A 20,303-nucleotide genomic window follows, 5' to 3' on the forward strand; every position below is an offset into this window, starting at 1 on the left:
ACGAGATGCGCGGGGTCGACGGGGCATTACGCTGGTCCGCGCAGGGTCACGTTGTCGACGAGAGAATTCGGGGTAACCGAGGCTCATGTCCACGGAACAGCACAGCATCGACGAGCCCGTCGCGCCGCCACCCCTCGACGAGGGCGCCCTCCTCGGCGCACTCGCCGCCTGGCTGCCGGAGCAGCGGTGGTTCTCCGCCAAGGGTCACACCGTCACCGGAGTGCATCTGCTCACGCGGGAGACGCTGGCCACCACGTCCGAGCTCGTGGTCGAGCACGTACTCGTGCGGGTGGACCTCGAGGGCGCCGAGCCCCAGATCTTCCAGGTGCCCCTCGGTGTCCGAGCCTCGGTGGACGAGGACCTCGACCCGTGGGTCGTCACTCGGGACGGCGGCGCGGTGGTGTTCGACGCCCTGCGTGATCCCGATGCCATCTCGGTCTACTCCGACCTCCTGGCCACCGGCGGGACCGGCGAGGTGCGCTTCCTGGCGATGCCGGGCAGCGACCTGCAGACCGGCCTGCGCGGAAAGGTGCTGGGCGCCGAACAGTCGAACACGTCGGTCATCCTGGGCGACCACCATCTGCTGAAGATCTTCCGGCGCGTCACGATCGGCATCAATCCCGACGTGGAGCTGCACCGGGCGTTGGGCCAGGCGGGGTGCGAGAACGTCGCGCCGCTGCGCGGATGGATGGAAGCGGACATCGACCACACCGAGACGACCCTCGCCATGGCGCAGGACTTCGTGGCGGGATCCACCGAGGGGTGGACCACCGCGCAGGCCAGCGTGCGGGACGTCCTGGCCAGCGGTGACGTGACGACGTCCGACTTCACGAGCGAGGCCCGCGAGCTGGGCCGCGCCGTCGCCTCCGTGCACGCCGATCTCGCGTCGGTGCTGGGCACGTCCCTGGCGCCGGCGGCCGGTACGGCGGCCGACATCTCCGCTCGCGTGGAGACGGCACTGCCGGTGATCGCCGACCTGGAGCAGTACCTCCCGCGCATCCGGGCCCTGATCGACCAGGCAGCGGGCACGGGCGGCATCGACACCCAGCGCATCCACGGTGACCTGCATCTGGGGCAGGTGCTCCGCACGTCGGAGCGGTGGGTCCTCATCGACTTCGAGGGCGAACCGTCGAAGACGTTCGAGGAGCGGCGCACTCCGGACAGCACGCTGCGCGACGTGGCAGGGATGATCCGCTCTTTCGACTACGCCGCCATGAGCCACGTCGTCGAGATCGAGGATTCGCAGGAACGGGCGCGACTCGAGCCCGTGGCGCGGGAGTGGGTGGAGCGCAACGTGTCCGCATTCTGCGACGGCTACACCGAGGTGGCGGGACACGACCCGCGCATCTCGTGGGCGCTGCTGCGAGCGTACGAGCTGGACAAGGCCGTGTACGAGGCCGTCTACGAGGCGCGCAACCGCCCGACCTGGCTCTCGATCCCCCTGCACGCCATCGAGCGGCTCGTCGCGGAGTGACCTCGCGGACGGTCGCCGTGCTGAGGGCGGCCGGATGCGTGTTCGCCGAGGACGAGGCAGCTCTGCTGATCGGCGAGGCTCCGGACGAGAGCACGCTGGCCGACTGGATCGCGCGCCGTGTCGCCGGGGAGCCGCTCGAGTACATCGTGGGGTGGGCGCAGTTCCACGGGGGCCGCGTGCTCGTCGAGCCCGGCGTCTTCGTGCCGCGCCGACGGACCGAGGCCATGGTGGACGCGGCGCTCGGTCGACTCGGCGGCGGCGTGCTGCTCGATCTGTGCTGCGGCTCGGGTGCCGTGGCCGCCGCGGTGGTGCGCTCGGCGCCGGGGTCCACGGTGTACGCCTCCGACATCGACCCGGTGGCGGTGGCGTGCGCTCGTCGAAATCTGCCGGGCTGCACGGTCTTCGAGAGCGACACCTTCGCCGCGATACCGACGCACCTGCGCCACGGGATCGCCGTCGTCACCGCCAACACGCCGTACGTTCCCTCGTCGGCCATCGAGACCATGCCGCCCGAGGCGCGGGATCACGAACCCCGCGTCACCCTCGACGGTGGACCGGACGGACTGGACGTCCAGCGCCGCGTGGCCGCACAGGCGCGCGACTGGCTGGCACCCGGCGGATCACTGATCGTGGAGGCGTCCGCGGCCCAGGCCGACACGGTGCGACAGATCTTCGCTGCCGCCGGTCTGGAGCCGACGGTGGTACACGACGAGGACCGGGACGCCACCATGGTGATCGGGCGAGGGACGCTCGATCAGGGCTGACCGAACCGCCCGGACTGGAAGTCCTCGAACGCCTGGAGCACCTCGGCCTTGGTGTTCATGACGAACGGCCCGGCCATCGCGACGGGCTCGCGGATCGGCTCGCCTCCGAGAACGAACATCTCCATCGACTCGGTGCCCTCGGCGGCGGCGAAGGTCAAGGTGTCGCCCGAGCCGTAGACCGTGGTCTGACCTGTGCGTACGGGCCGCCGCTCGGTGCCGACGGTGCCGGATCCGCCCAGCACGTAGGCGATGGCGTTGTAGCGCGCGTTCCAGGGCAGGGTCACCGAGGCACCCGGGGCGACGGTGACATGGGACAGCGTGATCGGCGTGTAGGTCGATCCCGGTCCCTCGTGGCCGTCCATCTCGCCGGCGATGACGCGCACCAGCGCGCCGCCGTCCGGGCTCGAGAGCAGAGCGACCTCGCGGCCGGTGATGTCCTGGTACCGCGGCGCCGCCATCTTGTTGCTGCGCGGGAGGTTGACCCACAGCTGCACGCCGTGGAACAGCCCGCCCGAGACGACGAGGTGCTCCGGCGGGGCCTCGATGTGCAGGATGCCGCTGCCCGCGGTCATCCACTGGGTGTCGCCGCCGGTGATGGAACCGCCACCGCCGTGCGAGTCCTGGTGATCCATGATCCCGTCGATCATGTAGGTGACCGTCTCGAAGCCGCGGTGCGGGTGCCACGGTGTGCCCTTGGGCTCGCCCGGCGCGTAGTTCACCTCGCCCATCTGGTCCATGTGGATGAAGGGGTCGAGGTACTTCATGTCGACGCCCGCGAAGGCACGTCGGACCGGGAACCCCTCGCCCTCGTAGCCGGTGGGGGCGGTGGTGACGGCGCGGACCGGCCGGTCCGCCGAGCCTGGCTGCGGCGTGGAGATGCGGGGGAGCGCAAGAACGTTGTCGACGGTCACTGCGGGCATGTCGGCCTCCTGGGATAAAGTTGACGAATCAACTACTTGCCCGGCTCAACCGCGAGGGGCCCGTCCTTGTTCCCCGGCCGGATCCACGTGCAGATCGAACCAGTCGAGGGTGCGCGACCACGCGTCGTACGCAGCCCGTTCGTTGTAGACGGCGGGTCGATCGTTGCAGTGGAAGCCGTGCTCGGCGTCGGGATAGCGGGCGATGCGAGTGTCCACCTGCGCGTCGGTGACGGCAGCGTTCAGCGCATCGACGTCGTCGACCGGGATCCCGGTGTCGAGGTCGCCGAAGAACCCGTGCCACGGCGTTCGCAGTGCCGTGGCGCCGTCGAGCAGCGGCGGGTAGCCGAAGCGACCCTCGCGGATGCCGCCGCCGTAGAACGTGGCCGCGGCACCGAGTGGACGCCGCACCGCCGTCTCGAAGGCGACGGTGCCGCCCATGCAGAACCCGACGATCGCGCACCCGCTCGGTCCGTAGCCGTACCCAGCCAACTCGTCGAACGCGGCATCGACGTCCTGGTCGATCTCCTCGGCCTTCAGTGCGCCGATGAGGTCCATCGCGGTGCTCATGTCGTCGTACGACACCACCGGATCACCGGCCCGGTGGAAGAGATGCGGGGCCACGGCGATCCATCCTGCCGAGGCGAAGCGGCCGCAGACCTCCGCGATGTGGTCGGTCACGCCGAACGCCTCCTGGACGACGACGACACCGCCTCGTATCGGACCTTCCGGGACGCGTGTGGTGAAAGTGATGGCCATCCCACCATCAGATCACGAGAATCTCGGTGTTCCATGTGTGAACTGTGTGAAAAGGGGAAACCGCGCCGAGGAACCAGCAGGAGGCTGCCATGACATCGACCCTGAACAACCCCGGAGCAGCGACGCCGCAGGAGCCGACCGGGCCGCCGCCGACGTTCGAGGTCGGTGCGCGGGTACGCACCCGGCACTCGATCGACCGCGACTCGGATCCGACGACGTGGCCTCTCGAGACGGGATCGATCGTCGAGGACTTCGCCGACTTCGTGGACTCGTCGTCCGTGGGTCGGGACTGGGCCGTGGCACACCGGTGGGCGGTGGCCCTGGACAACGGGTGCCTGGTGTTCCGCGACACCGACGACCTCGAGGCCGCCGGCGACCCGACCTCGACCGCCGAGACGTCAGCGCGGAAGCAGTAGCACCAGCACGGTCACGCCGGCGATGACGATGGCCGCGCGGAACGGCGTCCGTCCGCTGCTCGTCGACGCGATCCATGCGGCGACGACCACGACGGCCAGAGCGGCTCCGCCCGCTGCGGTCGACACCCCGGTGCGCCCGAGAGCCCCGCTCCCCACGACCCCCACGATCGATGCGGTGACGAGCACCCCCGCGGCGAGTGGAGCGACCACGCGAGCAGGGAGTCGGTGTGCCAGCCCGCGGACTCCCGTCGCCGTGTCGTCGGCGATGTCGGGCAGCACGTTGACCAGGTGGGCGCCGAAGCCGAGCAGCGCCCCTACCGTGATCATCCACCACGGCGGCATCGCGTCGGCCACGGTGAGCGAGACGACCACGGGCGCCGATCCGAACGCGACGGTGTACGGCAGCCACGACACGACGGTGGATTTCAGACCCACGTTGTAGGCGAGGGCCGACCCGACTCCCAGCACGAGGTGCACCGCACCCGGGACGACGCCGCACAGCATCGAGAACACCACGCAGACCACCGCCGCGACCGCGACGCTCACCCGCACGGTGGCGGGGTCGAGGCGGCCGACGGCGAGCGGTTTGTCCGTGCGGCCGACCGCGGTGTCCCGCGGGGCGTCGATCAGATCGTTGGTCCAACCGACGATCAGTTGCCCGCTCAGCACCGCCACGACCACGACGACGAGGAGCCCCGCCGAGGGTGGGCCGATGCTGACCGACAGCAGTGCCACGAACGTCGTGACCGCGGCGGCGGGGCCGGGGTGGGAGGCGACGAGGAGAGCGGAGAGTCGACTGCCCATGTACCGGAACAGTACTCAGCTGGCGCGAGCGTCCTCGCGTGCCGGGGCTCCCGCGTCCCGCTCCCGGCGGGCGTCCTCGAGCACGACGAGCCTGCCGAGTGCCGTGCGCGCGTGCATCTGCTGCTGCGTGACGGTCAGCTGGGTGCGCGCTCGGCCGAGGAACGTCCACGTCCAGTTGAAGACGGTGGTGAGTCGGCTCTTGAATCCGACGATGTAGACGAGGTGCACCGCGAGCCACATCAGCCATGCCAGGAAGCCGGTGATCTTGACGGGTCCCACCTGCGCCACGGCCGAGAATCGCGTCACGGTCGCCATGCTGCCCTTGTCCCGGTAGCGGAACGGGGTGCGCTCGGGGCGCGGTGTGTCGGTGGCAGCGGCGCGGACGTCGGCAGTGATGCACCGCGCGGCGTAGCGGCCGCCCTGGATCGCCACCTGGGCGACGCCGGGGAGCTTGTCGCGCGCCATCATGTCGCCGACCACGAAGACCTCGGGGTGGCCCGGCAGTGTCAGATCGGCCTCGACGAGCACGCGGCCCGCGCGGTCCACCTCGGCCCCGGACTTCGCCGCGAGCTGTGCCGCGAGCGGGCTCGCGGAGACACCGGCCGACCAGACCTTGCAGGAGGACTCGATGCGGCGCTCGGTGCCGTCGCTGTCGCGGACAGATAATCCGTCGGCGTCGACGTCGGTGACCGCGGCGCCCAGCTCGACCTCGACGCCGACCTTCTCGAGACGTCGTCGAGCATTCTCGCCCAGCGAGTCGGCGAAGGGCGGCAACACCTTCGGGGCCGCGTCGAGCAGAATCACGCGGGCGTCGCGGCTGTCGATCGTGCGGAACGTTCCGGCGAGGGTGCGGCGCGAGAGCTCGGCGATCTGTCCCGCCATCTCGACACCCGTGGGGCCGGCGCCGACGACGACGAACGTGAGCAGCCGTGCGCGCTCGACGGGGTCGGTGGTGAGTTCGGCGGCGTCGAACGCGTTCATGATGCGCCCGCGCAGCTCGAGGGCGTCGTCGAGCGTCTTCATGCCGGGGGCGAACTCGGCGAAGTGGTCGTTGCCGAAGTAGGACTGGCCGGCGCCCGCGGCGACGACGAGGCTGTCGTACGGAGTGACGGTGACGCGGCCACGGCTGACCGAGACGACGGTGCGCGCCTCGAGGTCCACCTCCGTGACGTCGCCGAGCACGACGGCGGCATTCGCCTGGTTCTTGAGGATGAGACGGGTGGAGGGCGCGATCTCGCCCTCGGAGAGGATCCCGGTGGCCACCTGGTAGAGCAACGGCTGGAAGAGGTGGTGCGCGGTGCGCGCCACGATCGTCACGTCGACGTCGCTGCGGCGCAGGGCCTTGGTCGCGAACAGGCCGCCGAATCCGGAGCCGACGACGACGACGCGGTGCGGGGCTGTGGTGGTGGTCACGGTGCCCGTTCCTCTCACTTCACGTGGCCGACCTGCGGGTCCGCCTCCGACGGGGTTTCCGTCTGTGACCCAGACCATACACGGCGCGCTCGATTTGTCAGAACAAATAGGTGGAACAGGGCGAACGCCTACGATTCGAGCATGGATCGCCCCGTGGTCGCCCTCGAGAACGCCGACGCCGTGTACGAGTACTACCGGGAGCATCAGCAGAATCGACGCGTCACGCGGCTCGCCTACGGGGCTCTCGCCGGACGGTTCCGACCCCGCGTCCGGTACGGCGACGGTGCTCGCGAACGCCTCCGCGCCCTCATCTACGACGACACGCGGTTCATCCTGGCCGTGAACCACGTCAGCGAGACCGACCCGTACACGGTCGCCGCCGCCGCGTGGTCCAGCGCGCTGCGGCCCGTCATCGGCCGCACCCGCGTCCTGGCCAAGGACGAGCTGTTCGTCGAGACCGAACCGAACCGCCCGCGGACCCGCCGCATCGCCGAGCGGACGTCGCAACGACGTCGCATCGAGATGATGGGCGGCATCCCGGTGTTCCGCAGCCGCGACCACGGTCTGCGCGCCGTGTCCCGAGCCGGCAATCTCATGATGAACGTGTGTGCCGAAAGGCTATCTCGTGGTGACGATCTCGCGATCTTCCCGGAGGGCACGTGCAACGACGGTGATCCGACGGTGCTCCAGCACGTCGGGAGCGGGATCGGGCACATCGTCGCGCGCGCACGGACTCGCGGCGTCGAACCGAGGCTCGTGGTGATGGGGCTGCACTACGGACCGCCGCCTGGCAGGTACCGCTCGGCGAGCGTGCACATCGACGTGCCGGACATCGTGCTCCCCGACAAGCCGGTCTCCATCGCGCGCACCGTCGCCGAGTACCTTCAGGTGGCCGTGGAGTTGTCGGTCCGCCAGTACTGACTGGTGGTTTTGTCCGGTCGGACCGAAATGTCATGTGCTGCATCGTTGTTCACGTTCGGTTCGGCTCCTGCTCGCCTGCCGTGCGTCTGACGTCGAGGTGACGGGAGCAGCGTCGTCTCCATGGTGGAGAACGCACTGAATCCGGCCGGGGAGATCGTCGACACAGGAGTCCCCGCCCACATCGCGGCGAACGCTTCCATCGCCGAGCAGCACGACTGGCACCTGAGCAATCTCCGTCGCCATCGGGTGTCCCGTCGCAACTTCCTCGTGGGTGCGGCCGCCGTCGCCGCGGCGGCCGGGGTGGGAAACCCCGGTTGGAATCGCGTCGCCTACGCGCAGGACGCGCCGCTGACCGTCGGAGGACGGCATCTCTCCTTCGGCTCCGACGCCGCGACGCAGCTCCGGTTCTCGGCGCAGCTCTCCCGCAATCCCGGACTCACCGGGGTGTTTCTCGACCACGGTCCGACCCCGGCACTGGGCGCCACGACGTCGGCCGAGGTGCGCAACCTGGTGAGCCAGGTACCGCGGTCCGACGGCGGCATCCTGGCGGCCGAGCAGTTCTACGTGCACGTTCCGGTGGACGGGCTCACTCCGCGTCTTCCGCACTACTACCGGTGGCGCACCGCCGACGGCTACGTCAGCGATGTCCGCAGTGCCGCACCGGCTCTGCCGGCGGGCCGGCTCGCACCGTTCCGGTTCACGATGATGGGAGATCAAGGCGTCGACGAGACGCCGACGCAGCCTCCCGGCCTGAAGCCCGGTGACTACGACGATCTGTACTACAAGCCCGACAACGAGCCGTCGGCCAAGCACGCGGCGAACATCGTGCGCCAGATCGCCGACTCGCGGCCCGACTTCCACATCCTCGCGGGCGACATCGCGTACGCGGACCCGTCGGGACAGGGCCGCACTCCTCGCTTCGTACCCAGTGGCGGCACCGTCGACAAGGCCTTCGACAAGTTCAACCCGTACGTCTGGGACGGCTACCTCGCGGCGATCGAGCCGAGCGCGGCGTCGACGCCCTGGCTCTTCGCGACCGGAAATCACGACATGGAGGCGCTGTACGGGCCGAACGGGTACGGCGGCCACGCAGCTCGATTGGACCAGCCGGACAACGGCCCCGCCGGGTGCCCGTCGGTCTACTCGTTCGTCCACGGCAACGTCGCCGTGCTCTCGCTCGACGCCAACGACGTCTCGAACGAGATCCGCGCGAACACGGGCTACAGCGGCGGACGTCAGACGGGATGGGTGGAGTCGACCCTGGCGCGCTACCGGGCCGATCCGGCCGTCGACTTCATCGTCTGCTTCTTCCACCACTGCGCGTACTCGACGACGAAGGACCACGCGAGCGACGGCGGCGTCCGCAGTGCGTGGGCGGGGCTCTTCGACCGGTACCACGTCGATGTGGTGCTGCAGGCGCACAACCACGTGTTCGAGCGGTCCGATCCGATCCGCGGCGGCTCGCCGACCCGCGTCGCCGGTGACCGGTCGGAGGTCACCTCCGTCTCGGACGGCACCGTCTACTACACGGTGGGCGGCGGCGGGCGCCCGCGTTACGGGTTCCAGGACGGCGAACCCGAGAGCTACCGCGGCAACGAGGTGGCCGACACGTCGGTGCCGAACAGCTACGTCGTCGCCGCGGACGGCTCGAAGGTGCCCGAGTCGCTCACCTGGTCACGGGTGCGATTCCGCAACTACTCGTTCGTCCGCGCGGACGTGACGCCCGGGATCCCCGGCATCACACCGAGTCGGATGCGCATCTCCGCGGTCGACGAGTACGGGCGGGAGTTCGACGAGGTCACCTTCCGTCGCGAGCTGCCGCTCGCGTTCGGCAGCTAGCTGCCGGCCATGTGACCGTCGGCAGCTAACTGCCGGCCATGTGACCGTCGGCAGCTAGCTGCCGGCGATGTTCACCATCCAGCCGATTCCGAACCGGTCGGTGAGCATCCCGAAGGTGTCGCCCCAGGGCGCTGTCTCGAGCGGGACGCCGAGGGTTCCGCCCTCGGCGAGCGCGTCCCAGTAGCCGCGCAGTTCTGGCTCGTCGTCGCCGCTCAGGGACACCGTGCCGTTGGTGCTCACCTCCATCGACGACGGAGTGTCGGCGCCCATCAACGTGAAGCCGCCCGGGGTGTCGAGCTGACCGTGCATGACGTTGCCCGACTCGGACTCCTCGACGGGCATGCCCGAGTCACCGAACGTCGACAGCGTGAGTTCTCCGCCGAACACGGTGCGATAGAACTCCATCGCCTCCCGCGCCGTGTCCCGGAACGACAGGTACGGATTGAGTCGGGTCGTCATGGTGAGCCTCTTTCTCGAGCGGGGGTGGTTCGCCGACTCCTGTGACTTGATAGAAAGAGTGGGAGCCGCGGGATTTCGGGGCCGAGATGAGAAAGAGGGTAGTCGTGAGCGAGCAGGTCAGGACAGCAATCGTCACGGGAAGTGCGCGAGGAATCGGTGCCGCCGTCGCCCGACGTCTCGCCGCGGACGGCTTCGGTGTCGCCGTCGTCGATCTCGACGAGGCGGCGTGTGCCGGCACGGTCGACGCGATCACCGCAGCCGGTGGTCAGGCCATCGCCGTCGGCGCGAACGTCGCGGACGAGCAGTCGGTCATCTCTGCGGTCGAGCGCATCGCCACCGACTTCGGGGCGCCCACGGTGTTGGTGAACAACGCCGGCATCCTGCGCGACAATCTTCTCTTCAAGATGTCGGTCGACGACTGGGACGCCGTGCTCGGCGTGCATCTGCGCGGATCGTTCCTCATGTCCCGCGAGGTGCAGAAGCATCAGGTCGAGGCCAAGTGGGGACGCATCGTCAACCTGTCGTCCACCTCGGCGCTGGGCAACCGCGGTCAGGCCAACTACGCGGCCGCCAAGGCCGGCATGCAGGGCTTCACCAAGACCCTCGCCATCGAGCTGGGCCGCTACAACGTCACCGTCAACGCGATCGCACCCGGCTTCATCGAGACGGAGATGACGGCGGCGACGGCCGAGCGCGTCGGCGTGCCGTTCGAGGACTTCAAGAAGGGTGCCGCGTCGCAGATCCCGGTCAACCGCATCGGTCAGCCCGAGGACATCGCCCACACGGCATCCTTTTTCTGCAGTGAGGGTGCAGGATTCGTGTCCGGCCAGGTCGTGTACGTCGCGGGCGGGCCGAAAGACTGATGTGAAGTTGCTGCTGCTCGCCGACACCCACGTCCCCACCCGCGCGCGGGATCTGCCCGCCGCGGTGTGGGACGCGGTGGACGCGGCCGACCTGGTGGTGCACGCGGGTGACTGGATGGCGCCGTCGTTGCTGGACGCGCTCGAGGAACGGTCGACCGATCTGCTCGCCTGCTGGGGCAACAACGACGGTGACGATCTCCGTGCGCGGTTGCCGGAGGTCGCACGGCGGACGGTCGAGGGCGTACGCATGGTGGTGACGCACGAGACCGGGGCGAAGGAGGGACGGGAGAAGCGGATGGACGCGCAGTTCCCGGACACCGACCTGCTCGTGTTCGGGCACAGCCACATTCCGTGGGACACGCTGTCCGACAACGGGATGCGCCTGCTCAACCCGGGTTCGCCGACCGACCGTCGGCGGCAACCGCACTGCACCTACATGACGCTGACCCTGAGCGGCGGTGCCGTCTCGGACGTCGTGGTGCACGAGCTGTGACGCGCATCGACGCCTGGACGTGGTCGGTGCGGCTGTTCAAGACGCGCTCCGCCGCCGCGTCGGCGTGCCGCGGCGGACACGTGAAGATCAACGGCAGTGCCGCCAAGCCGGCGCAGCACGTGGTGCCCGGTGACGAGGTACGCATCCGCGCAGGGGGATTCGAGAAGATCGTCGAGGTCACTCAGCTCGTGAACAAGCGAGTGGGAGCCCCGGCCGCGGTGGCGTGCTACATCGACCGGAGCCCACCCCCACCGCCGCGTGAACTGTTCGCCGCGGTGCCCGTTCGCGATCGCGGAGCCGGGAGGCCGACGAAGCGGGACCGGCGCGAGATCGACCGGTTGCGGGCGGCACCGCCGAGCGAGTGACGCGCGGCGGTCCCGCCACCGGCGTCAGCGCAGCAGTGCGCGCGACATGACGACGCGCTGAATCTGGTTGGTGCCTTCGTAGATCTGCGTGATCTTGGCGTCACGCATCATGCGCTCGACCGGGAAGTCGCGCGTGTAGCCGGCGCCACCGAAGAGCTGCACCGCATCGGTGGTCACCTTCATGGCGACGTCCGAGGCGAAGCACTTGGAGGCGGCGGAGATGAAGCCGAGGTTCTTCTCGCCGCGCTCGGCGCGAGCGGCTGCCGAGTACACCATGAGGCGGGCCGCCTCGATCTCCATCGCCATGTCGGCGAGCATGAACTCGACGCCCTGGAACGTGCTGATGGCCTTGCCGAACTGCTTGCGGTCCTTGGTGTACGCGATGGCCGCGTCGAGAGCGCCCTGCGCGATGCCGACGGCCTGCGCGCCGATGGTGGGACGGGTGTGGTCGAGCGTCGCGAGTGCCGTCTTGAAGCCGGTGCCGGGCTCACCGATGATGCGGTCTCCGGGGATGCGGCAGTTCTCGAAGTACAGCTCGCGGGTGGGGCTGCCCTTGATGCCGAGCTTGCGCTCCTTCTCGCCGACCGAGAAGCCCTCGTCGTCCTTGTGCACCATGAACGCCGAGATGCCGTTGGCCTTCTTCTCGGGATCGGTGACGGCCATGACGGTGTACCAGGTCGACTTGCCGGCGTTGGTGATCCAGGCCTTCGAGCCGTTCAGGATCCAGTCGTCGCCGTCCGCCTTGGCGCGGGTCTTCATGCCGGCGGCGTCGGAGCCCGCCTCACGCTCGGACAGTCCGTAGGAGGCCATCTCGCCCTCGGCGATGGAGGGCAGCACCTTCTGCTTGAGCTCCTCGTTGCCGCTGAGGATGAGGCCCATGGTGCCGAGCTTGTTCACGGCGGGGATCAGGGAGGAGGAACCGCACACGCGGGCGACCTCCTCGATCACCATGCAGGCCGCGACGGAGTCGGCGCCCTGGCCGCCGTACTCCTCGGGAATGTGCACCGCGTTGAAGCCGGAGGCGTTGAGGGCCTTCAGGGCCTCCTCGGGGAAGCGCTCCTGCTCGTCGACCTCGGTGGCGTACGGCGCGATCTCCTTCTCGGAGAGTGCGCGGATGGCCTCGCGGAGCTCGTTGTGCTCGTCGGCGAGCTGGAAGAGGTCGAAGCTGGGGTTGCCGGCCATGGGATGTCCGTTCGTCGTGGTGAGAGGGTCGTGGCACTCGGTGTCACGGAATGAGGCCAGCGTACCGGACCGACCGGCCGGTGACCATGGCTGCGTGGCACTTGGTGTCACTGGTCACGTGTGGGTGCTCCGGACCCGTACCGTCCGTCCCTTATTCTGGTGGTCGTGCACCACCAGGCGACGACCCGTGCGCCGGGTGCCCGGGCAGTCGGCGCGCGCAGGCCGGGCCACCGCGTCGATCTGGACGGTCTCCGCGGGCTGGCGATCGCCCTCGTGGTCGTCTTCCACATCTGGTTCGGCAGGGTCTCGGGCGGTGTCGACGTCTTCCTCGTCCTGTCCGGCTTCTTCTTCACGTCGATGGTGCTGCGCCGCGTCGAGCGAGCCGACGGCCCGATCCTGCGGCCCCTCGTCGTCCGCACCGCCCGACGCCTGTACCCCGCGGCGGTGGTGGTGTTCGGCGCAGTGGCGCTCTGGACCGCGTGGGACCGACCCTTCACGATGTGGGACGCGACGACGCGGCAGCTCCTCGCGTCGCTGGCGTACGTCCAGAACTGGGAGCTCGCGCGGACCGCGTCCGACTACGCGGCGGCCGATCTGTCGGTCAGTCCGCTCCAGCACCTGTGGTCGATGTCCGTGCAGGTGCAGTTCTACGTCGGTGTCACGGCCGTGGTGTTCCTCGTCGCCGCGGCGTGCCGTCGGTGTGGTCGTCGGGACCTGACCACACCGGTGCTGGTGTCGGTGCTCGCGGTCGCCGCCGCGGTGTCGTTCACCTATGCGGCCGACATCGGCCGCACCCACCAGGGGTGGGCCTACTACGACACCGGGGCGCGGACGTGGGAACTCGCTGTCGGCGCGATCGCCGGGCTGGTGATCGGTCGAGTGGTGCTGCCGGCCGCGCTACGGGCCGCGGCCGCCGTCGTCGGACTTGCCGCACTGGTGGGCTGTGGGTTCCTCGTCGACGGTGCGGCGCAGTTCCCCGGTCCTGCCGCGCTGGTGCCGGTCGGGGCCGCGATGCTGCTGGTGCTTGCCGGTGCGGGTGCTCCCGAGTCACGAGCACCGGCCGTGACCCGTGCTCTCGAGTCCCGCCCACTGCAGTTCCTCGGCTCCATCGCCTACCCGCTGTACCTGTGGCACTGGCCGATCCTCATCGCGGTGCTCGGAACCGGGCACTCGGTGACCGTGGTGACGGGATCCGCCGTGGTGGTCGTCTCGATCGCCCTGGCCGTCGCCACACGCTCGTGGGTGGAGGAGCCGGTGCACCGTCGGGGCGCGGGCCGCGGCGTCCTCACCGCCCTGGTGACCGTCGGAGCGATCGGCCTCGCCGCGGCGAGCGCGACCTGGCAGGGCTACCTCGATCGAGCGACGGCCCAGCCGACCGCCGACGTGAGCTCCGACGATCGCTACCCGGGGGCGCTCGCGCTCGTCGACGGTGTTCCCGTGCCGGACGCTCCGATGCGACCCACCGTGCTCGATGCGGACCTGGACCTGCCGCAGTCGACGCTGGACGGCTGCATCGCGGACATGACGCAGCGCGAGGTGATCTCGTGCGTGTACGGCGATCCCGACGCGACGCGCACCCTTGCCCTGGCCGGGGGATCGCATGCCGAGCACTGGCTCCCCGCACTCGACCGGATCGGCCGGGATCGCGGGTTCGCCGTGGTGACCTACCTCAAGATGGGTTGCCCGCTCGACATCGGCGAGCCGCTCCTGGTGGATCTGCCCTACCCGGACTGCCGGGACTGGTCCTCGGACGTGCTCGACATCCTCGCGTCGGACCGCCCCGACTGGGTGTTCACCACCTCGACGAGGCCGAGCCCCACGGAGTTCGGCGACGTCACACCCGACGCGTACCTCGACGTCTGGGCACGCTTCTCCGCGCTAGCTCTTCCCGTCGTGGCCGTGCGGGACACTCCGTGGCTCAGCCGGGAGGGCGTCCCGTATCGCGCCGCGGACTGCCTTGCCGACGGCGGCGACAGCGAGTCGTGCGGACTGCCGCGCAGCGAGGTCCTGTCCGAGATCGATCCGGCCCGCGCCGCGTCGCTGCCGTTCCCCTCGGTGGTTCCCGTCGACTTCTCCGATGCGGTCTGCGGTCCCGACGTGTGTCGCGTCGTCGAAGGAAACGTGCTGGTCTACCACGATTCCCACCACCTGTCGGCGACGTACGTCCGGTCGCTCGTGCCGGTGGTCGACAGCACGCTCGGCGAGGTCACGGGGTGGTGGTGAGACCGTCCCCGAAGTGCTGTGCGAGCAGGGTCGTGACGTCGGCGACCGACGTCCCCGGCGGCAACACGAGTGCGGTGGGCCGGTCTCTCGCGGTGTCGGTGACGAACCGCCGCTTCACCGCCCCGAGGGCGCGCCGGACGTCCTCGACCTCCACTCGGGCCCCGTCGCGAAGCCACGTGCGCAGCAGGTAATTGTGCGTCGCCGTGACCGCGGCGGCGAACTGCACCAGGGCGAGCGGCTCCTGCGTCGGGGCGCCGCGGCGCAGGGTGTCGACGAAGACGCGCTCGTACCGCAGCACCATCACCAGTTCGCGCTCGCGCAGGGCGGGCACCGTCTGCAGGACGCGGTAGCGGCGACGGGTGGTGTCCGGCGTGCCGGAGAACCGGGCGAACACGCGCGCGGCGGCCTCGCACACGGCGTCGTACGGGTCGAGGTCGGTCGTTCCCAGGAAGTCCTGCACATGGGCGAGGGTGGCGTCGTGGTCGAGGAAGACCACATCCTCCTTGGACCGGAACTGCCGGAAGAACGTGCGGCGCGACAGCCCCGCGCTCTCCGCGATCTGGTCGACCGTGGTGGCCTCGTACCCCTTGCTCTCGAAGAGCTCCAGCGCCGCACCCATGACCTCGAGGCGAAACCGGGCGTCCTCGGTTTCTCGCGGTTCGTCGTGGGCGGCCATGGCTTCACGGTAGCGTGAACTGCTCGGACCGGTGAGCTGCCGGAACGCACGTGACGGTGAAGGGACGAGGTCGTGGCGTTGGTGATGGGTGTCGATTCGTCCACCCAGTCGTGCAAAATCGTTGTTCGGGACGCGGATTCCGGTGAGCTGGTCCGCCACGGTCGGGCCGGCCATCCCGACGGCACCGAGATCGACCCGGCCCGGTGGCACGAGGCTCTCGAGACCGCTCTCGCGGACGCCGGTGGAATGGACGGCGTAGACGCGGTCTCCGTCGGAGCGCAGCAGCACGGCATGGTGTGTCTCGACGAGGCGGGCGAGACCGTCCGACCGGCGTTGCTGTGGAACGACACTCGCTCCGCCGAGTCGGCGCTCGACCTGGTGACCGAGCTGGGTGGAGGCCAGGAGTGGGCCGACGCCGTGGGCGTGGTGCCGGTCGCGTCCATCACCGCGGCAAAGCTGCGGTGGCTCGCGGATCACGAGCCGGAGAACGCCGATCGCACTGCGGCAGTCTGTCTTCCGCACGACTGGCTGTCCTGGCGCCTCGGCGGTGCTCGCGGACTCGACGCCCTGGCCACGGATCGGGGTGACGCCAGCGGCACGGGATACTTCTCGGCGGCCACGAACGAGTACCGCGTCGATCTGCTCGGTCTCGCGCTACGCGGGCGCACCCCGCACGTGCCCACCGTGGCGGCGCCCTCGACACGGATCGGCACGACTTCCGGAGGCGCGGCCATCGGGCCCGGAACCGGTGACAATGCCGCTGCGGCACTGGCTCTGGGTGCCGGCGAGGGTGACCTGGTGGTCTCCATCGGCACGTCCGGCGTCGTCTCGGCCGTGTCCGCCGTGGCTCCTCGCGACCCGTCGGGACTGGTGGCCGGCTTCGCCGACGCCACCGGTCGTCAACTGCCTCTCGTCTGCACGCTGAACGCCGCGCGCGTGCTCGATGCGACCGCGCGCCTGCTCGGCGTCGACCACGACGAGCTGTCGCGGCTCGCGCTGTCCACGGAGAGCCGGGGACTGGTCATGGTGCCGTACCTCGAGGGGGAGCGCACACCGAACAGGCCCGGCGCGACCGGTGCGATTCATGGCCTGCGCCTGGGTAATTCGACCCCGGCGCACCTCGCGCGCGCCGCGATCGAGGGTCTGCTGTGCAGTCTCGCCGACGGGATCGACCACCTGGTGGCGCAGGGTGCGACCGTGTCGCGAGTGCTGCTCGTCGGCGGGGGCGCGAAATCCGAGGCGGTGCGCGTCCTCGCGCCGGGAGTCTTCGGCATGCCCGTCGACGTCCCGCCGCCCGGTGAGTACGTGGCCGACGGGGCCGCGCGCCAGGCGGCCTGGGTGCTGTCCGGCGGGGCCGAACCGCCCACCTGGGCCGCGGCGGACATTCCCCGGTACGAGGCGGACCCGACCCCGGCGGTGCGCGAACGCTACGCCGAGGTGCGGGACCTGACGGAGGGTGCCGGGTAGGTCAGCGCCCCGTAGCGTTCGACTCGTCGTCGGCGTGGGTCATGGCAGCGAGGTGCATCTCGTCGACGGTGGCCGAGTCGGGTGTGTAGTCGACTCTGTCCGACTTCGCCAGCACGCCCTCCATGTGCGCGATGTACGCCATCTGCATGATCGTCGTCGGCTCCTCCTCGAAGAGGCGGGCGTACGCATCCTGCCGGGCGTCACCCGTGAGCTGGCCGGCCGCGGCGATCTCCGCGTCGAACTCCGGTGTTCCGTAGGCACTCTGGAATCCGTCACTCGTGAAGTACTGGTCGACGGTGAAGGCCGAGTCACCCGCCTGGTTGCCGTGCTGGATGACCAGGAGGTACGGGCCGGCGTCGGCGGGGAAGGGGCGCTCCTGGTACTGCGACGTACCGGCCGAGTCCATCATCTCGATCGAGATGTTCATGCCCAGTTCGGACAGTGCGTTCTGGACGACCTCGAGGGTCTCGTTGACCTTCGGGAACTGCCCGGTACGGCCGATCAGTCGGATCTTCGCATCGACCGGCACGCCGTCCGCTCGTGCCTCGTCGAGCAGTGCTCGCGCCTTCTCCGTGTCGTACGGCCACGCCTCGAGATCGTCGTCGTACCCGACGACTCCCGGCGAGACCAACTGGGCCGCCGGGCGTCCCAGATCGCGAAAGAGGGCGTGCACGATGCCGTTCCGGTTGATGGAATAGTTGATCGCCTGCCGCACCCGGATGTCGTCCAGGGGTGGCTCCCCCACCTGGATCCGAACCGCGGTGGTCTCGTTGTTCGGGTAGGCCACACCCAGGTCCCCGGCACCGTCCTCCGGTCCGATACCGGTCGCGATGTCGGCCTCGTCTCCCGAGACCATCGACGCGCGGATGCTGCCTTCGCTGCGCCACTGGTAGACGGCACGGGCGAACTCCGGCCGAGGCCCCCAGTACCGATCGTTGCGCACCAGGGTCAGCCGCTGGCCGTAGTCCCAGGTGTCGAGAGCGAACGGTCCGGTGCCGACCGGTTCCCGCTCGCGTTCCGTGATGCTGGCGGTGCGTGGGACCATCTCCACGAACGAGATCCGCAGCGGGAGGATGGGATCCGGGTTCGGCGCTGCCACCGTCAGGGTCAGCGGATCGACGACGGCCACGGTCAGATCGGCGTCGCCGAACACGTATCCCTCGACGTTGCATCCGATGTCGGAGTTCACGGTGCGCTCGATGGAGTGCGCGGCGTCCGCGGCCTCGAACGGTCGACCGTCGCTGAAGGTGACTCCGGGGTGCAGACGGAACGTCCACTGGCGGTCGGAGTTCTGTTCCCAGGAGTCGGCAAGCTTGGGTTCGAGATCACCGGTGGTGGGGTTCCGCTCCATGAGAGGTTCGGTGATGTTCGACCGCGTGACGACGCCGATCGAGGTCTGCGAGACGTCGCACGCCTCGAGCGTCGGGGGTTCCTGACTCAGGACGATGCGCAGGGTGTCCGGATCGGTGACCGAGCTGCGGTCCGTGTTGGCCACGGAGCACGCCGAGGCGGTGAGCGCGAGGACGAGCACGCCTGCGAGCGTCCCGGATCGGTGTCGCGGTGCAGGGCTCATGTCGACCTCCGGGTATGACGTCCGAGTGGACGGGGGATTCGAGTGACACCGGACAGGTGGGCTGTGGTGATCGGATCCTGTGACGGTGGACACAACGTAGGAGCGGTTGTCGAGGTCGTCAACGGCGTCGAGCCGTCGTCGAGACCGTCCGCGTCACCATCGAGGCGACGACGCCGACGCCGCTCGAGTCACCCACCTGCGGCGATACGTGGTCAGAGATCGACCGGTCCGGATCGTGAACCGACACATGCGATTTCCGCATCGTTCGATGCCGATGTGGTGCGACCGGAGCGCCACTCGTCGGGACATGCAGTGATGCTCGGTCGGCATCGACCGATGCGACATCAGTGTTGGACGCGCATCAGTGCGGCTTCTAGCGTGTGAGCTGGACCACGTACCCGATGGAGGAGCCGACTGTGACCGACACGCGAGAGACCCCCGAGCGCAGCACCACCCGGCCGACCAGCGGGCTCACCGCGCCCGACGCGGCCGTTCGTGCGCTCGCGCCCGGGGCCGCCACGATCGATCGCATCGCGGACGTCACCCTGCGCTCCGTCGTTCTCCCTCTGGCCACACCGATCAGCGACGCGAAAGTGCTGACCGGACGGCAGAAGCCGATGACGGAGGTGGTGTTCCTCTTCGTCGAGATACGCACCGAGCAGGGGCACGAGGGCATCGGGTTCAGCTACTCCAAACGTGCCGGCGGCCCTGCGCAGTTCGCCCACGCGCGAGAGATCGCGCCTGTGCTGATCGGTCAGGATCCCAGTGACATCGGTAAGATTTGGAGCTCTCTCGTCTGGGCCGGTGCCTCCGTCGGTCGCAGCGGCGTCGCCACCCAGGCGATCGCGGCCGTCGACATCGCACTGTGGGACCTGAAGGCGAAGCGCGCCGGGCTCCCGCTCGCGAAACTCATCGGCTCCACCCGTGATGCCGTGCAGACGTACAACACGTCCGGCGGCTTCCTGCACACCCCGATCGAGGAGGTGCTGGAGAACGCGACCGCGTCTCTCGCGGCCGGTATCGGCGGTATCAAACTGAAGGTGGGACAACCGGACTGGCGCCAGGACATCGCTCGGGTGACCGCAGTGCGCGAGCACCTGGGTGACGACGTACCCCTGATGGTCGACGCGAACCAGCAGTGGGACCGACCGACGGCGACCCGGATGTGCCGCATTCTCGAACAGTTCGATCTGGTGTGGATCGAGGAACCGCTCGACGCCTATGACGCCGAGGGCCACGCCATGCTCGCGCGGACCTTCGACACGTCCATCGCGACCGGTGAGATGCTGGCCAGTGTCGGCGAGCACGTGCGCCTGATCGAGGCCGGGTCCGTCGACATCATCCAGCCCGACGCGCCGCGCATCGGTGGGATCACGCAGTTCCTGAAGCTCGCAGGACTCGCCGAGCATCACGGCCTCCAGATGGCGCCGCACTTCGCGATGGAGATCCACCTGCATCTCGCGGCTGCCTATCCTCTGCAGACCTGGGTGGAGCACTTCGACTGGTTGGATCCGCTGTTCGAGGAGCACCTGGAGACGCGGGACGGGCGGATGCACCTGTCCGAACGTCCTGGCCTCGGCTTCACCCTGAGCGAGCAGGCGCACGCGTGGACCGTGGCGGAGGTGCACGTCGATCGCTGAGGTGTGACCGACGTCACCTTGTCGGACAGCCTATTGCCCAGATCACACCTGAAGG

Annotated in this window: 19 protein-coding genes; 11 read left to right on the top strand and 8 right to left on the bottom strand. The window is 69.4% G+C overall.

Annotated elements, in window-relative coordinates:
* Positions 1 to 85 precede the first annotated feature (85 nt).
* Both HQ312_RS04465 and HQ312_RS04470 read left to right on the top strand, forming a co-directional pair.
* Positions 86 to 1,474, top strand: coding sequence for a phosphotransferase (locus tag HQ312_RS04465; protein WP_222637932.1), 1,389 nt, complete (start codon positions 86 to 88; stop codon positions 1,472 to 1,474).
* The gene (locus HQ312_RS04470; protein WP_222632243.1) at positions 1,471 to 2,238 is read left to right on the top strand and encodes a putative protein N(5)-glutamine methyltransferase; all 768 of its coding nucleotides are present in this window, start codon (positions 1,471 to 1,473) and stop codon (positions 2,236 to 2,238) included. The genes HQ312_RS04465 and HQ312_RS04470 overlap by 4 nt, the downstream gene beginning before the upstream one ends.
* Here HQ312_RS04470 and HQ312_RS04475 read toward each other — a convergent pair.
* Together HQ312_RS04475 and HQ312_RS04480 are read right to left on the bottom strand one after the other, a co-directional pair.
* Positions 2,229 to 3,158, bottom strand: coding sequence for a pirin family protein (locus HQ312_RS04475; protein WP_222637933.1), 930 nt, complete (start codon positions 3,156 to 3,158; stop codon positions 2,229 to 2,231). The two genes, HQ312_RS04470 and HQ312_RS04475, sit on opposite strands and share 10 nt — an antisense overlap.
* A 45-nt stretch (positions 3,159 to 3,203) precedes the next feature.
* A complete protein-coding gene (locus HQ312_RS04480) occupies positions 3,204 to 3,914 on the bottom strand; it encodes a dienelactone hydrolase family protein (protein WP_027506133.1) in 711 nt (236 codons plus the stop codon).
* 89 nt (positions 3,915 to 4,003) lie between these two features.
* On the opposite strand from HQ312_RS04480, the gene HQ312_RS04485 reads away from it, so the two are divergent.
* Positions 4,004 to 4,330, top strand: a complete 327-nt coding sequence (locus tag HQ312_RS04485) for a hypothetical protein (protein WP_222637934.1) — start codon at positions 4,004 to 4,006, stop codon at positions 4,328 to 4,330.
* Here HQ312_RS04485 and HQ312_RS04490 read toward each other — a convergent pair.
* Together HQ312_RS04490 and HQ312_RS04495 are read right to left on the bottom strand one after the other, a co-directional pair.
* Positions 4,313 to 5,134 carry a UbiA family prenyltransferase gene (locus HQ312_RS04490; RefSeq protein WP_037186078.1) on the bottom strand — a complete coding sequence of 274 codons (822 nt, stop codon included), beginning with the start codon at positions 5,132 to 5,134 and terminating at the stop codon, positions 4,313 to 4,315. The genes HQ312_RS04485 and HQ312_RS04490 overlap by 18 nt on opposite strands.
* A gap of 15 nt (positions 5,135 to 5,149) precedes the next feature.
* The gene (locus HQ312_RS04495; RefSeq protein ID WP_027506135.1) at positions 5,150 to 6,547 is read right to left on the bottom strand and encodes an NAD(P)/FAD-dependent oxidoreductase; all 1,398 of its coding nucleotides are present in this window, start codon (positions 6,545 to 6,547) and stop codon (positions 5,150 to 5,152) included.
* Positions 6,548 to 6,688: 141 nt separating this feature from the next.
* Here HQ312_RS04495 and HQ312_RS04500 point away from each other — a divergent pair, with 141 nt between their 5' ends.
* Together HQ312_RS04500 and HQ312_RS04505 are read left to right on the top strand one after the other, a co-directional pair.
* Positions 6,689 to 7,468, top strand: coding sequence for a 1-acyl-sn-glycerol-3-phosphate acyltransferase (locus tag HQ312_RS04500; RefSeq protein ID WP_222637935.1), 780 nt, complete (start codon positions 6,689 to 6,691; stop codon positions 7,466 to 7,468).
* A gap of 120 nt (positions 7,469 to 7,588) precedes the next feature.
* Positions 7,589 to 9,307 carry a metallophosphoesterase gene (locus HQ312_RS04505; protein ID WP_222637936.1) on the top strand — a complete coding sequence of 573 codons (1,719 nt, stop codon included), beginning with the start codon at positions 7,589 to 7,591 and terminating at the stop codon, positions 9,305 to 9,307.
* Between the two features lie 54 nt (positions 9,308 to 9,361).
* Here HQ312_RS04505 and HQ312_RS04510 read toward each other — a convergent pair whose 3' ends face one another.
* Positions 9,362 to 9,766 carry a VOC family protein gene (locus HQ312_RS04510; RefSeq protein WP_222637937.1) on the bottom strand — a complete coding sequence of 135 codons (405 nt, stop codon included), beginning with the start codon at positions 9,764 to 9,766 and terminating at the stop codon, positions 9,362 to 9,364.
* Positions 9,767 to 9,870: 104 nt separating this feature from the next.
* Between HQ312_RS04510 and HQ312_RS04515 the strand changes: the two genes are divergently transcribed.
* From HQ312_RS04515 to HQ312_RS04525, 3 genes are read left to right on the top strand one after another with little or no spacing between them, the layout of a single operon-like run.
* Positions 9,871 to 10,629 (top strand): SDR family oxidoreductase, encoded by a 759-nt coding sequence (locus HQ312_RS04515; protein WP_222637938.1) that lies wholly within the window; start codon positions 9,871 to 9,873, stop codon positions 10,627 to 10,629.
* A gap of 1 nt (position 10,630) precedes the next feature.
* Positions 10,631 to 11,122, top strand: a complete 492-nt coding sequence (locus tag HQ312_RS04520; RefSeq protein ID WP_222637939.1) for a metallophosphoesterase family protein — start codon at positions 10,631 to 10,633, stop codon at positions 11,120 to 11,122.
* Entirely contained in the window at positions 11,119 to 11,487 is a 369-nt protein-coding gene (locus HQ312_RS04525) for an RNA-binding S4 domain-containing protein (protein ID WP_027506141.1), read from the top strand. The genes HQ312_RS04520 and HQ312_RS04525 overlap by 4 nt, the downstream gene beginning before the upstream one ends.
* Positions 11,488 to 11,511: 24 nt before the next feature.
* On the opposite strand, the gene HQ312_RS04530 is transcribed toward HQ312_RS04525, so the two are convergent.
* Complete coding sequence (locus tag HQ312_RS04530) at positions 11,512 to 12,669, bottom strand: acyl-CoA dehydrogenase (protein ID WP_056441154.1); 1,158 nt, start codon at positions 12,667 to 12,669, stop codon at positions 11,512 to 11,514.
* Positions 12,670 to 12,834: 165 nt separating this feature from the next.
* Here HQ312_RS04530 and HQ312_RS04535 point away from each other — a divergent pair, with 165 nt between their 5' ends.
* Positions 12,835 to 14,892, top strand: a complete 2,058-nt coding sequence (locus HQ312_RS04535; RefSeq protein WP_222637940.1) for an acyltransferase family protein — start codon at positions 12,835 to 12,837, stop codon at positions 14,890 to 14,892.
* Here the strand turns inward: HQ312_RS04535 and HQ312_RS04540 are convergent.
* Positions 14,876 to 15,568 carry a TetR family transcriptional regulator gene (locus tag HQ312_RS04540; RefSeq protein ID WP_222637941.1) on the bottom strand — a complete coding sequence of 231 codons (693 nt, stop codon included), beginning with the start codon at positions 15,566 to 15,568 and terminating at the stop codon, positions 14,876 to 14,878. The two genes, HQ312_RS04535 and HQ312_RS04540, sit on opposite strands and share 17 nt — an antisense overlap.
* Positions 15,569 to 15,640: 72 nt before the next feature.
* Here HQ312_RS04540 and HQ312_RS04545 point away from each other — a divergent pair, with 72 nt between their 5' ends.
* Positions 15,641 to 17,035: a xylulokinase gene (locus HQ312_RS04545; protein ID WP_222637942.1), complete on the top strand. Its 1,395-nt coding sequence runs from the start codon at positions 15,641 to 15,643 to the stop codon at positions 17,033 to 17,035.
* 1 nt (position 17,036) lies between these two features.
* Here the strand turns inward: HQ312_RS04545 and HQ312_RS04550 are convergent, their stop codons facing one another.
* Positions 17,037 to 18,608 (bottom strand): ABC transporter substrate-binding protein, encoded by a 1,572-nt coding sequence (locus tag HQ312_RS04550; RefSeq protein WP_222637943.1) that lies wholly within the window; start codon positions 18,606 to 18,608, stop codon positions 17,037 to 17,039.
* A gap of 416 nt (positions 18,609 to 19,024) precedes the next feature.
* Here HQ312_RS04550 and HQ312_RS04555 point away from each other — a divergent pair, with 416 nt between their 5' ends.
* Entirely contained in the window at positions 19,025 to 20,248 is a 1,224-nt protein-coding gene (locus tag HQ312_RS04555; protein ID WP_307108118.1) for a mandelate racemase/muconate lactonizing enzyme family protein, read from the top strand.
* The last annotated feature ends 55 nt before the right edge of the window (positions 20,249 to 20,303 follow it).

This window comes from Rhodococcus sp. BP-316, from assembly GCF_019836105.1.
GTDB lineage: Bacteria > Actinomycetota > Actinomycetes > Mycobacteriales > Mycobacteriaceae > Rhodococcoides.